Consider the following 15,030-nt stretch of genomic DNA (forward strand, 5'->3'; position numbering starts at 1 on the left):
ATCTACTGAGTATTTAGTATGTCTTTAATTGTTGAATTATAGTACATAGATTTGCTAAAATCCTTTGACATTTTTTCTGCATATTGCTTAGCCTTAGTTTTATCACTATTATTATTTATAGTTGCGAGCTTATAGAGACATTCAGCTGTATAGTCCCCACTATAATAACTATTTACATACTGATCATAATATACTAAAGATTTCTCATAATCTTCTAATTTCTCATTTGTTGTACCAAGCATATATATAATATGAGGATTTAAATAATTATCTTTAGAAAACTTGCTTGCCTTTTCAAATTCAACTTTAGCTTTTGCAAAATCCTTTGCACTGAAATAACTTCTTCCCGCATCATAAAAGCTAGCCACGCCACCATTTATTAACAACTGCTCACCACTGTTATAAGCAATCTTATCATTAACACCTAACTTATCTTTATCAAAAGAAGTTATTATGGTATATAACTTATTATAATCCTTATCATTGATAGCTGCTTTTACCTGATCTAATGGAAATTTAGCTACTTCCTGATTACTATTTTGTGCGTTTTTATCAGTTGTACTGTTGTTAGGAACTTGTTGTTTGGTATTATTAGTAGTAGCCTGATTTGTATTAATTTTATCCGTAGGATTAGTCTCACTTTTTTTAGTAGACTTCGAAGCTATATAATTTGTTCTAGCTTTGCTTATGTACTGACTAACAGGCTTATAAAGTAAATATGATATAAGACCTACAAAACATATTACCAATGGTATTATTATTAGCTTAAAGTTTATATTTGGCTTATGCCCGTCTGAAAACTCTTTTATAACCTTATAGTTATCTAAAGCAACCTTGTTATTCTTATCTATACCCCTCACAATATCGATACATTCCTTAGCTTTTTCATACTCTCCTCTTTTTATAAAACAAAAAGCTATGGCATTGTTAACATTTATCTTATTAAAATCGCTCTCACTACAAATACCTAGTTTTTTCTCAGCATCATTTATGTACATTCCTTTTATATCTTTTAACGCTTGTTCATATAGAGACAGTCTTTCCCAATCTTTTTGTATATCCTTTAAATACCCTTTCGATATTCCATCATCATTGAAATCTTTATTTATCTTCCAAGCAGCCTCTGCTGACTTTAAATCCCCCTTGATATATAAAAGTAATCCTTTGAGATTTAATGCAGAAGTATTTTTAAGATTTTCAGATATAAGCTTTTCACATATTATTAATGCTTTATCTATTTCTCCATTTTGAAATAAATGTATTGATTTATCATATTGTTTCTTCCAATCCTTCATAAGTTACCTTCCTTATGTATATAAGATGCCTATATACTGCCTTTATGTTATATTTACGTTTTTATGAATTATATATACTACTAACTTAGTTGAATATGTAATTTCCGAATCCTTTTCAATCTACATGGAATACACTCACTACTTAGACCTTAATATAAAATAATTCCAAGTATAATTATATCATTAAAGCTTTTTATAAAGAAATATATTCATGTTATATACTCATTTAGATCCAATACATATCAACCACCATAATATTTTAGAATATATATTTTAAATTACAGTAATAATAGACTTTAAAAAGCACTATGAATATTCATAAATACTCATAGTGCCATCTATAATTTCTTTATTTTTGAAATATAAATTTATAATTCAATACTTAAACTTATTATAGATATTAGTTGACATGCCCTTGTGGTAATATATATGCATAGTATATCTTCCAAGGCGCTGTTTCACTTTCTTTACCTAAAACAACCATTTGATATAAACTATTCTTCTTATCTTCAGTTAATGATTCTACACCATAAACTTTGACACTACTTAACCCAAAACTTTTAATATATTTGTTAAACTCATCATCACTTATGGTAACTATTCTTTCAATATGGGTAGAATCAGCTGCAATACCAGATTTCCCACTTATTAAATCATCTATTTTAAGACCACCAGCCAATATATTCGCATTATCCAAGGTACTCTCTCCATTTAATAGCTTATTATAATTCTCCAAGGCCATATAATCTTCATGCTTTTCTTTTGAGTCCGCTAATTCATTAAATAGCTCACTAGACTGCTTGATGGTAAAATTAACGGTCTTTCTAACGGTGCTATATGAGTTCATATTATCATCACTATATTTTGTTAATGTCAACTGAATTTTATCTGAACTTGCGGTTATTGATTTTACCTGCACTAACGGTGTATTTGCCCCATAAACCAATACTGTATTTCCCCTATTAACATCAACAGCATATACACTTCCACCTTCAGTTGCTTTACCATTTGGTAGGCCAACAACTATTAATAGGGTATTATCATCATACCATTCTAAATATAGTGGAGATCTATCTTTTGCATCCACTGCACTCACATTATAATATTTTGTAGAATTCGATGTATTATCTTTTATTACAACAATACCAGTTCCTTCTTTATCTAAATTAGATCCCTTTCCAGCTATATATGCTTGATATTTTCCGCTTGGTGAATCCTTAACTTTTGACTTCCCTTTTGAAAGAGCATCCTTAAGATTCTCCTCACTTGTTTTAACTAAATTTATAGCTGAGTAATTTTCACTCATATTAAATAATATGTTTGATATATTATTTGTACCAGCAACATCATATAAAGCTACACTATTAGCTTTTGCCCCATCCTTAGCTGCACCTGTTTTCTCATCCTGCGCAATAATACTTAAGGATTTATCTTCCTTCTCCATAGCTACAGCTTTTTCACTCTTACTTCCTATTGTAAAAAAGTTGGTGCGAGTTTTTAGAAAAGCTATACTTGTAATCATAACTACAAAAGAGGCTGCAATTGCATATCTACTTCTATTCTTTATAAAATGATACTTTATATTATTTTTATAACCTTTTTTATATCTATTTTTATCTATAGAATTTATTATTTCAACTCTCGAGCTTTTAAAGTCTACATCTTCAAAACTTAGTGATTTGCTGAGTATATCGTCAAGTTCTTTTTCTTCCTCATAAAGCTTTCTACAGCTTTCGCATTCTATAACATGCTCATCCATTAACTTCTTCATTTCTTTCTGTAATTGATTCTCTACATACAAATCTAGTTTTTTACCAAAGCTATCACAATTCATTGCTAGCACCTCCTTGCTCGAATGTTTTATTATAATATAGAGAGTTTTTGAACTTCTCTCTCAGCCTATAATACTTCCTTTTAACTGTAGATTCACTTATTGAGAGTATCTGAGAGATATCAAAAAATGTTCTCTCTCCACTATATCTAAGTAGAATAATTTGCTTATCAACTTCTTCTAAAGACTGAATAAATGTTGTTACTTCTTTTTTTAAATCTACAAATTCCAACTGCTCTTGTGGTGAAGCTTCCTTAGATCTTACATCCTTGGCATCTTCTATGTTCGCTTCATATACCCGTTTAAATTTCCTTATAAAATCAATCGCTTTATTTTTGCTTATTTGAAGTAGCCAATTTGAAAATTTATATTTTTTATCATATAGATATAGCTTATTATAGGCAGTAATAAATGTTTCTTGAGCTATATCCTCCGAGGCTTCTTTATCTTTTGTTATTGAATAAACAAATCTTAAGACTATTAACTCATATTTATTTACTAAAATATTAAAGCTATCTATATTTCCATTAAGCACTTCACTCACTAGTTCTATGTCCTCATTCAAATCTCTCACCCCTACCATACTTGTTTCAGTATAATCCACCAACTTATATATTTCACCTTATATACGGATAATTCAATATATTAGTTCATTTTCTCCAAATTTATTTTATAATTTTCCTACCAGTAAAAAATAGAGAATACGTTTATTAAGAAGTATAAACATATTCTCTAAAAATCAAACTATATACGAAATCTAGAACATTATACACTGTACTCGCGTTCCAGTTTTTTATCTCTATCATATAACTTTGCATAAATAAATATCAAGCTAAGAACTGAAACAGAAAAAATCACTCCACTTAAAGGTATAACTCTAAGAGTAAATTTATCTATCATCATCCCTGCAATGGATGAATATATTCCAGCTAATATTGAACTAACCCCACCTATTATACTGTAAGCCGTATTTTGCTGTTCCATAGGAACTGCTTCACTAGTCATATATTTACTTACTATCTCGAAAATTCCGTATGTTATTATTTGAGTAAAAGATAACAGTATTAGTTGAATATATGATGTTGCAAAATACATAAAAACAAATCTAACAATATATGCAAACATCGCAAATATCAATAAAGAACTCTTTTTTCTATTTCGCATCAATTTTTGTGCTCCAAAATAAACCGGGGCCTCTACAAGGGCTGCAATAAATGCTGAAATCCCTACATGAGTAGTAGTTCCACCTAAATCTATCATAAGTAAAGCACTAAATCCCATAACATTTAGCACTAATGCATATACTGCCGAAATAATCATAATCAACATAAACTCGGTATTTTTAAATAGTAGAATAGGATTTGACCTTTTCTTATTTTTCTCTATTTTTATATCATTAATCCCTTTTGTACTTATTAACGTTACAAGCATAAAAAAGGCATAAAAGAAAAACATGTTAGAAAGGCCAATAATCTCAAATAATTTCCCAGTTATCAAAGATGCGAATGCATATCCTAAAGCTGCATAGGCTCTTATTCCACCAAATTCCTTCCTTGTTTCCTTAGAACTATTGATAGCCCAAGTTGTCATTAACATCACAACCGGTGCCTGTACAAAAGCAAGAACTGCTATGACTATTATCAAAATAGCTCCATTAGAAAAGCTTATAAAAAGAGAAAGTATTAGCAAAATACCAAGCATAGGAATCATAAACTTTTTTATTGTACCTTTTAAATCACAAAGATACCCTAAAAAGAGTTGTCCTCCAGTGCCGGCAATTATATTAATGGCATTTATTATGCCAACCTCTACATTATCTAGCCCCTTAGATTTCAAATATACTAATATAAATAAGTTATATATGCAACTCCATATGTTTACTAATACTTGAACTTCTTTAAACTTAACCACTTCACTTTTTGCCATAATATAACTCCATCCCCCCATACCCCTACATTATTAAAAGCATCACTACTGTCCGTACAAATCTCTTATATCGTACTATCCAATTATTTAAATGTAAATTGATTTTCATAGAAAGAAAATTATTCATAGAATTATCAAATTTATTGATATAATCTTTATAAAATATTATGAAAACTTTATACTTTTCTATACAGTAAAAAAAGAATAAGGCTTTTGCAAATGCAAAAGCCTTATTCTAAGTATTTGTATTTAGGGATAAGTTGTATTTTCTTATGAGTACTATCAGCTTTTATAATATACTTCAAAAGTACATATTACTTTCATCTTTATAGGGTTTAAAAATGAAACTTTATTCAGCAATAACTATTAGGGTTAGTTATACTGTCTTATGAACTGATAATACCCTATATTAACTTAATTTAAGAATTATTCTTGTTCTATTATTATTTTCTTAGCATTTAATATTGAACTAGCACTCATTGAGAATTCATCTAATCCATATTCTACAAGTGTTGGAATTGCTGCTTCATCTCCAGCCATTTCTCCGCACATTCCAACCCACTTACCATGCTTGTGTGCTCCATCTATTGTCATCTTTATAAGTCTAAGTACAGCTGGGTGCATTGGGTTGTATAGGTAAGATACCTTTTCACTCATTCTGTCTGCAGCTAAAGTATATTGAATTAAGTCGTTTGTTCCTATTGAGAAGAAATCAACGTGCTTAGCTAACTCATCAGCATAAACTGCTGCTGCAGGGATTTCAACCATGATACCCCATTGAGTTGTTTCTGAGTATTCCTTACCTTCTGCTTTTAATTCAGCCTTACATTCATCAACAACTTCTTTAGCTTGAACGAATTCTTCTAAGCCTGAAATCATTGGGAACATTACACAAAGATTTCCGTATATTGATGCTCTAAGTAATGCTCTTAACTGAACTTTAAATAGTTCTTTTTTATCTAAGCAAAGTCTTATCGCTCTGTATCCTAAGAATGGATTCATTTCTTCTGGTAATGGAAGATATGGAAGTGTTTTATCTCCTCCGATATCAAGAGTTCTTATAACAACTTGCTTTCCTTCCATCTTTTCAAGAACATATTTGTAGCTTTCAAATTGTTCTTCTTCTGTTGGAGCACTATCTCTATCCATGTATAAGAATTCTGTTCTGAAAAGACCAACTCCGTCTCCACCGTTAGCTAAAACTTGGTGTACATCTTCTGGCTTACCTATGTTTCCACAAACTTCTACTCTCTTACCTGACTTTGTAACTGTCTTTACGCTTATAAGCTTCTTTAATTCTTCTTGCTCAGCTACAAACTTTTCTCTCTTAGCTTTATATTCTTCAACTACAGCTTCAGCTGGGTTTACTATAACAGTTCCTTCAATACCATCAACTATTACGAAATCCCCATTTTTTACTGATGTAGTTATATCCTTTAATCCAACAACAGCAGGAATTTCAAGTGTTCTTGCCATTATTGCAGAGTGAGACGTTCTTCCACCAATATTAGTTAAGAAAGCAACTACCTTGCTTCTATCAAGTTGAGCTGTGTCTGATGGAGTTAAATCATGAGCAACAACTATAGTATTTTCTTCAGTTATTTCAAAGCTATCAACTTTACCAGCTATATTAGCTATTATTCTCTTAGAAACGTCCTTAATGTCTGCGGCTCTTTCTCTCATATATGCATCTTCCATTGATTCGAAGATCATAACAAAAGTGTTAGTTACTCCATCAACAGCCTTCATAGCATTAACACTATTATTTTCTATTTCAAGTTCCATAGCTCCAGTAAATTCTGGGTCATCTAATAATGTAATGTGAGCTTCAAAAACTTCAGCCTTTTCTTCTCCCATTGATTCAACAGCTTTTGCTTTTATCTTTTCTAATTGTTCCTTTGAAGAAGCTAATGCTCTTTGAAGTAATTCTTTTTCTGCTTGTATATCATTTATCTTTACGTCACTTATTACTATCTCTTCATGTTCTTGTATAAATACTTTACCTATTGCATAACCTTTTGAAGCTGCAATACCTTTTTTCATTATGTTACTCCTCCTTATAAATAAACGAATAAACTATTATTCCATATAACTAAATAAATAGACCTTAAACAATAAATATCTAAATTTTATGTTTCTAGCCTTTAATTTTATTAGCAATTATCATGCCAACTTCTGATTCACTCTATTTTAATAATAGTTTTTGCATTTTAACCCATTTAATGTAATAATATTTGTCATTCTTATGATTATAATGACAAAATTTGCACAATATTTATTGTTACAAATAATTAATATGATTATTCTCCTAAAGTTAATTACTTAACTCTTGATAATTTTTATCAACCTACCTCCTCGCTTACTAATATATTCTATTACAAACCCTTAAAATATATGATATAATATGTATTGATATTTTTTATCAACATCTAAATACCTTGATAAATTTTATCAAGGTAATATGGAGGTGCACTATGTACTCAAAAGAAATATTTATAAAAGACCCAAATGGATTACATACAAGATTTGCTGCTATGATAGTAAATAAAGCCTCGCAGATAAAGTCAAGGCTTAATATCAATTTATATATAAAGAAAAGTGAATATACCGATTGGCTAGGAATTAGCATGTTAGCACTCTTATCTTTAAGAGTACATTCTAACGAAACAGTTCTTATAGGATGCAAAGAAGAAACCCCTACTGGTATAGTAGCAGTCCAAGAACTTTTAGACTATATAGAAACTCATATAAATCAAGGTTCTACTCTAATGAATCCAATAGATGTTTTTATAGAAGAAAGTAAAATTGCTAATGATCAGATCCTAGAAAATGTACCAATTGGAATTATTGTTATTGATATGAACTACAACATTATAAGTATTAATGACTATGCTTTAAATATAATAGAAATGAAATATGAACAAGTAATAGGCAAAAACGTCAATGACATTATCCCAACTAGTGAACTTCCTCAAATTATTGAGAGAGAGATAAAACAATTCGGACAAATTCAACATATAAACAATAAGACCACAATGGTAAATCGTAGTCCTATCTTTACTAATGATACCGTAATTGGTGCTGTTGGAGTTTTTCAAGATGTTTCCGATCTTGTTGGAATGAAAGAGCTAAATGAAAAGTTTAGCAAAATACTATCAGCTTCTCATGACATGATTTGCTTTGTTGATGAATATGGCAAGGTAAGTTATATCAATCCTGCTTACAGAGAACACTTTCCAACATCGTCTCAAAATGTAATAGGAAAGGATATTTTCACACTTTCTCCAAACGGATATAGGGTGAAGGCTTTCAACGAAAGAAAAAAGATAGAGAATATGATTCATAACAAAGAAAATATAGAAATAATAACTACTTTGGATCCTATATTCATTGATGGAGATTTTAAAGGGATAATCTCCACTTCAAAACCAATAAATGAAATCAAAGAGCTTATGGGAAAATTAAAACGTTCTGAGGAGGAATTAAACTATTATAAGGAAGAGTTAAAGAAACATACTTATTTAGAATCATCCTTTAAGGATATTATAGGTTCATCCGGTACCCTCAAAGATATATTACACATATGCGAAATGGCTTCTAAAAGTACTTCAACTGTTCTTATTAGAGGAGAAAGCGGAACTGGAAAAGAGTTAATAGCTAAAGCTATACATAGTAATAGCGACAGAAAAAACAAGCCTTTTATAAGAGTGAACTGCGCTGCAATACCTGAAAATTTATTAGAAAGCGAATTATTTGGTTATGAAAAAGGAGCTTTCACAGGCGCTGTAAAAAGCAAACCTGGTAAATTCGCTATAGCAGACCAAGGAACTATCTTCCTTGATGAAATAGGCGATATGCCTATTACAATGCAAGTTAAACTCTTAAGAGTTCTTCAAGAACGAGAGATTGAAAGCCTTGGTGGTTTATCTCCTCAAAAAATAGATGTTAGAGTTATAGCTGCCACCAATAGAAACCTTGAAGAAATGATATCCAACAATGACTTTAGAGAAGATTTATATTACAGACTCAACGTACTTCCTATTAATCTTCCACCTCTAAGAGACAGAAAAGAAGATATAGGTCTTTTAGTTGAACACTTTATAACGAAGATAAATGAAAAATTAAATATAAATATCAAAGGCATAAGTAAAGAATGCATACTTTTATTACAAGATTACTCGTGGCCAGGAAACATAAGAGAATTAGAAAACATAATTGAGAGGGCTATGAATCTATGTAATGATGAATATATTAGAGAAATAGATCTTCCTTCTTTCCTAAAGAAATCTTCCATCAGCAACAAGTCACCTATAAATCTTGATGTAGATGATTTACTGCCTTTTGAAGAATATGAAAAACAAATAATAAAAGCTGCTATGGATAAATATAAGAGCTATAACAAGGCTGGAAAAGCCTTAGGACTTACCCATAGGACTATAGCCTTAAAATGTCAGAAGTACAATCTGATAACTAAAGAGTAGGTTACTAAAAATGCACGCACCTTATTTATTCATCTAAATAATCAAAGACCCCGCTTATAGAGGATTTTAATCCTACATCTATGCGAGGTCTTTATTATATACTAAGTATTTCATTAATCAGTTAGTAACATAATTATATAAAATTCTATTTCTTAGCTCTTTGTGCTTTAACCGACTTCCCCTTAATAGTAATGTCAGTGTTAAGCCCATCTAGAACCTTACTTCCTTTTCCATTAAGTATATCAATATAAGAAAATCCGTCTTGAATATCAATAATGCCTATGTCATCACTAGTTAATCCCTCTACACTAAGGATTGCACCAACAATATCTCCTGGTCTTATCTTTTTCTTTTTTCCTGCATTGATATAAATCTTATATACTTGTTTATTAAGTTCACTACTCTTATCTTTTTTCAGCACAGGCTTTGTATTTAGTTTATCCAAGAAATCTTTTTTCAAACTAATAACTAAATCTTTGCTTGGAATCTCTTCTCTTTCAAGATTAAACCCTAAATACTCTTCAATTTGCAATAAGAATCTATTATCATAATTATTTACAAAAGTTATCGCTTTCCCTTGCTTACCAGCTCTTCCTGTTCTACCAGTTCTATGCACATAACTTTCTTTTTCCATAGGAATATCATAGTTTATTATATGACTAACATCTTGAACATCTATCCCTCTAGCAGCAACATCAGTAGCTACTAAAATTCTAAATTTACCTCTTTTAAATGCATTCATTACATCTAATCTATCTTTTTGCATCATACCACCGTGAAGTTTATCGCAAGGAAAACCTTGAGCATTCAACTTACTGCTTACCTCATCTACATTTTCCTTTGTGCTGCAAAATATAATAGAGCTATCAATATTTTCTAATATCAATATATCTTTTAATAGATTAAATTTGTATTCATACCCTACCTTGTAACAAATATGTTTGATCCTTTCAGTGGTGATTCTCTCTGGATTCACCTCAATCTTCATTGGATCCTTCATATGTTTCCCACATAACTTATCTATTTCTTCTGAAATAGTTGCAGAAAAAAGCATTGTAACTCTGTTTTTAGGAAGTTTCTTTATCACATCTTCTACTTGATCTATAAATCCCATATTAAGCATTTCATCAGCTTCATCAATAACAAGATACTTGATTTTGTCTAATACTATGCTTCCTCTTTCTATATGATCTAGCGTTCTCCCTGGTGTACCAACCACTATGTGCGTCCTCTGCTTCAACTCCCTAACTTGATCACTAAAAGGTTGTTTTCCAAACACAGCCGCAGCTCTTACTCTTTTAAGTCTTCCTATATTGGCTATTTCATCTTTTACTTGAACACAAAGCTCTCTAGTAGGTGTTAGCACTAAAGCCTGGGGATCTCTTTCTTCTATATCTATACTTTCACATAAAGGTATAGCAAACGAAGCAGTTTTACCACTTCCTGTTTGTGACTTTACTATTATATCCTTATTCTCCATAGCTTTAGGTATAACTTGCTGTTGTACCTTTGATGGATTTCTGTACCCTAGCTTATGCACTGCCTCCAAAATTTGTCCACTTAAATTTAATTCTTCAAAACTTAAATTATTCATATGTTATTAACCTCTTTGTTTGTTAAGTACTTTCTTATAAATTTTCCTACTGTATCACTATATATACATAGCTTCTAACCTAATTTCTTTATTTCACTCTAACTTTATACATTTGCAATTCATCCATCAACTTATCAATAAAGCAATATAAGTTTTATAACTATGTGATATCTCTAAAGATATATTAATCAACCAATGTATGAATCAAAAATCAAATTATTTACTTGCCTAACTTTTATCATAAATATATATCAGAAAACTCAATAGATAAACTTTTATCATACTTTAACTTAGATTCTTCCCTGATTTGTTTATATGCTATAGAGTTTACATCCTCCCCTTGGATAATTCGCACTGGAAGATTTATAATAAACTCGCTGCCGAGTCCTACTTCACTGACTACTCTTATGGTACCTTCATGCATTTCTACCAAAGATTTTACTAGAGCTAACCCTATTCCACTACCTTCATTTTGTCTTGTTATAGACTTATCTATTTGTGCAAAACGCTCAAATATATATTCTGTCAGCTCTCTTGGAATTCCTATTCCTGTATCCTTGACAGAAATCTCTACATTATCATCTTTATCATATATATTTATAAATATACTTCCGCCTTCTTTTGTGAATTTAATGGCATTTGAAAGAATATTTAATATAATTCTCTCTATCTTTTCCTCATCAAAAGCCATTATCTTCTCCTCAATATCTGTATCAAAGATAATTTCAATTTTTTTTGCATTACCATACTCTGTTACAGATTGGCATATCTCTTCAACAACATAAACTATATTGTCATTTTTAAGATTTAAACCTATATATCCACCATCAATTTTGGTAGTATCTATAAGGTTATTTATAAGCCTTAGAAGTCTTAATGAGTTTTGATTCATAATCTTGAAATAATACTTTATTTTCTCATCCCCTAATTGCTTATTTCTATCCAAGGACTCTAATAATTGTATAGTACTAGAAATTACATTTAGCGGAGTCTTTAATTCATGGGATATATTTGTAAAAAATTCAGTCTTTATCTTATCATATTCCATAAGGGCTTCAACTTTTTTATTATTTTCAACATTTTGCTCACTTAACGACTTTACTTCCTTATTCGCAGCTATAACTTGATTCGATAAGCTTAGAGCTTCTTTTACCTTACTCTTAAGTGTTAACAAAGTAGTTACTCTAGCTAACAATTCATTCTTATCAAAAGGTTTGTTTAAATAATCATTAGCACCGCACTCAAAGGATGAGATTAAACTTTCTATTCTTCTATCAGCAGTCATAATAAGTATTGGTAACTCAAATATATTCTTTTTCTTCCTTATATTTTCTGAAACCTCATATCCTAAGAGGTCCGGCATCATCATATCTAGAATAATCAAATCTATATCTTCATTTAATTCCAATATATCTAATGCTTCTTTTCCACTTGAGGCTATCAAAATATCCTCTGAAATTTCACTTAAATAATTCTCTAACACCTTTTGATTGATATACTCATCATCAACTACTAAAATCTTATATGAATGTCCCATGTTATTTATATACGGAGTATTAGAAGCTTTTTCTTCTACGTGTCCATAATTATAGTCATTTTTATTATTTTCTAATTCGTCGTAAGCCACTTCATAGGCAAAATCGTTGTTTAACTCATCTACACCACTAGGAATTATGTCCCCAGTTGCTAATGGAATTGAAAATGTAAACTTACTCCCTTTACCGAAATCTGAAGATGCCTTTATACTACCTTTATGTAATTCTACAAGTTGTTTTGTTATATATAACCCAATCCCTGTTCCTCCATAATTGGATGAAATCCCTTCAACTTGCTCGTAAATCTTAAATATATCTTGTAGCTTATCCTTAGGAATACCAATCCCTTGATCCTCTACAGAAACTTCTATATAATCTTCGTTACATACGTACGATACAACTATATTACCTGTATGTGTGAATTTAATGCTATTAGAAATCAAATTATATAATATTTGCTGAATCCTATTTTCATCAGCAACTATGTAAGGTACATCTTTATCTATCAAATTAATTATCTTTATTTCTTTTTTCCCAACTGATGTCTCTAAAAACCTTATTACATTATCTACCATCCTATTTATTTTTATTGGCTTTTTGTGAAGTTTAATATTGTTATTCTTTAATCTAGAAAACAACATCATGTCTTCCACAAGATTTGCTAGCCTCTTAACACTTAAGTTAATCAAATTAATACTGCTTTGATCTTCAGCATTTAATATATGCTTATTAATCAAGCTTTCAGATAACCCTACTATTCCACTGATTGGTGTCTTAAGCTCATGAGATGTTACAGCCAAAAAATCATCCTTTAGCTTATTTATAGATTCAAGTTTTTCTCTAGCTACCTCTAGATTATTGTAGGCATTTGATTGTCTACCAGCTAGTACATAATAATTAGCTATAATAAATACTAGAGTTCCAAGAGGAGCTAAGGAAGTTGATATAATAATGCTATATTCATATAATATATCATTAACTCTTGATATAAATAATGCAAACAATCCAACTAAGGCAATATAGTCAGGCTGACCACTGGAAATATGAGTTTTCGATATCTTATACATCATATACAAAAGCATACCCAGTGCAAACCCCTCAAAGGGTATTATATACTGCAGATAGTATTTTATAGGGCTTACAACTGCTATAAATGTATATAAGACTGCAGTAACCGTAGAGATCTTGACTAGATCCTTTAGCAGTATTTCTCCATAACACTTATTTATAAATAAAACAATAAAGGGGATGTACACATAAAAGGTAAGTACCATTATTTTCACTGCAACCTGGTAACTAAAGCCAGGAAAAAGCATAATAAAAAATCTTTCTCCAATAAACATAGTCCTTATCGCAATGAATAAACATACTATAGCAAAATATAATGGAGCCTTATCTTTTCTTCTCTTAACATAGACCCCTAGATTATACAATGCCGCAATAAAAGTACTTCCTAGAATAAACAAGTCAAAAGCTAGCTTTTTATCTCTGTAGCTACTTACGGCTTGATTATCTCCCATAACTATATTGTCTATAAACCCAAGTTCACTATAATAATTACTTACCTGCAATGTTATGTAAAATTCTTTACTATTTGGACTAAATGTTCCCATCTTAGGGAGAAGCTGCGGAGTCATTGCCTCCTTACTACTTCCCACTACTCCGTTACTCATCACTAAACTGTCATTAACCCAAAGCTTATACGCACTTTGGATATAATCTATCTTAATAGAATATATGTCATTTGGATTATTAACTAATACTTTCAATCTATATGTTCCATAGCCTTGTGTCGCAAATATACCAGGCACTGTTGAATACTGCTTATTGCTATTAATAAGCGCTATTTCAAACTCTTCTGGACTAATTAATTTATCTTTATAAAATTCCCATTGGCCATTTAAATTTATCATTCCATTATTCTTGAAGTTCCAATGTGTAAAATCAATTACTCCTGAATTCGCTTGAGGAAATTTGTTTCCACCTTTATTTACGTTTATACTATCTACAATTAAAAATCCAAAAACTAATAATGTAATAGAAAGCATAATTAATAATTTTAACTTTTGCGACTTAAAATATTTCATTAAAAACTCCCCACCATAAATTTATAATTATATTCTTAGTACATTCCACATACAACTTTACCACTTTTCAACACATATCTAAAGTAAATATATCTTATTTTTTATCCAGGCAAATAAGTTTTATTTTTTACTGTATAGCCATAAAAAACTTTTAAAACCATCGAATATCTAGGTTTAACCGACATAGAAATTTTATGCTTTCCTAAACAGTAAAAAATCGCTGAAGCGACTTTCTTCAGTGATTTTTTGCGCATCTGCCTTTCCGAATGCATATGAGGAAA

The 15,030-nt window shown here is 30.3% G+C and carries 8 protein-coding genes; 1 reads left to right on the plus strand and 7 read right to left on the minus strand.

The genetic code is table 11. The features are described from left to right. Positions 1-2: 2 nt before the first annotated feature. The 5 genes from bsdtw1_RS19345 to ptsP all read right to left on the minus strand — a co-directional run bounded on the left by bsdtw1_RS19345 (position 3) and on the right by ptsP (position 7,095). On the minus strand, positions 3-1,295 hold the full coding sequence (locus bsdtw1_RS19345) for a tol-pal system YbgF family protein (RefSeq protein ID WP_183279154.1): 1,293 nt from the start codon (positions 1,293-1,295) through the stop codon (positions 3-5). Positions 1,296-1,695: 400 nt separating this feature from the next. Further along, complete coding sequence (locus tag bsdtw1_RS19350; protein WP_183279155.1) at positions 1,696-3,129, minus strand: DUF4652 domain-containing protein; 1,434 nt, start codon at positions 3,127-3,129, stop codon at positions 1,696-1,698. Further along, positions 3,119-3,691: an RNA polymerase sigma factor gene (locus bsdtw1_RS19355; protein WP_183279156.1), complete on the minus strand. Its 573-nt coding sequence runs from the start codon at positions 3,689-3,691 to the stop codon at positions 3,119-3,121. The genes bsdtw1_RS19350 and bsdtw1_RS19355 overlap by 11 nt, the downstream gene beginning before the upstream one ends. A gap of 200 nt (positions 3,692-3,891) precedes the next feature. After that, positions 3,892-5,052 (minus strand): MFS transporter, encoded by a 1,161-nt coding sequence (locus tag bsdtw1_RS19360; RefSeq protein WP_183279157.1) that lies wholly within the window; start codon positions 5,050-5,052, stop codon positions 3,892-3,894. A 426-nt stretch (positions 5,053-5,478) separates the two neighbouring features. Next, positions 5,479-7,095 (minus strand): phosphoenolpyruvate--protein phosphotransferase, encoded by a 1,617-nt coding sequence (gene ptsP, locus bsdtw1_RS19365; protein WP_183279158.1) that lies wholly within the window; start codon positions 7,093-7,095, stop codon positions 5,479-5,481. 431 nt (positions 7,096-7,526) lie between these two features. Here ptsP and bsdtw1_RS19370 point away from each other — a divergent pair, with 431 nt between their 5' ends. Beyond that, positions 7,527-9,533 carry a sigma 54-interacting transcriptional regulator gene (locus bsdtw1_RS19370; RefSeq protein ID WP_183279159.1) on the plus strand — a complete coding sequence of 669 codons (2,007 nt, stop codon included), beginning with the start codon at positions 7,527-7,529 and terminating at the stop codon, positions 9,531-9,533. Positions 9,534-9,678: 145 nt separating this feature from the next. Here the strand turns inward: bsdtw1_RS19370 and bsdtw1_RS19375 are convergent, their stop codons facing one another. After that, on the minus strand, positions 9,679-11,127 hold the full coding sequence (locus bsdtw1_RS19375) for a DEAD/DEAH box helicase (RefSeq protein WP_183279160.1): 1,449 nt from the start codon (positions 11,125-11,127) through the stop codon (positions 9,679-9,681). 238 nt (positions 11,128-11,365) lie between these two features. Beyond that, positions 11,366-14,749 carry an ATP-binding protein gene (locus bsdtw1_RS19380; RefSeq protein ID WP_183279161.1) on the minus strand — a complete coding sequence of 1,128 codons (3,384 nt, stop codon included), beginning with the start codon at positions 14,747-14,749 and terminating at the stop codon, positions 11,366-11,368. Between the last annotated feature and the right edge of the window lie 281 nt (positions 14,750-15,030).

Source organism: Clostridium fungisolvens, assembly GCF_014193895.1.
GTDB lineage: Bacteria > Bacillota > Clostridia > Clostridiales > Clostridiaceae > Clostridium_AR > Clostridium_AR fungisolvens.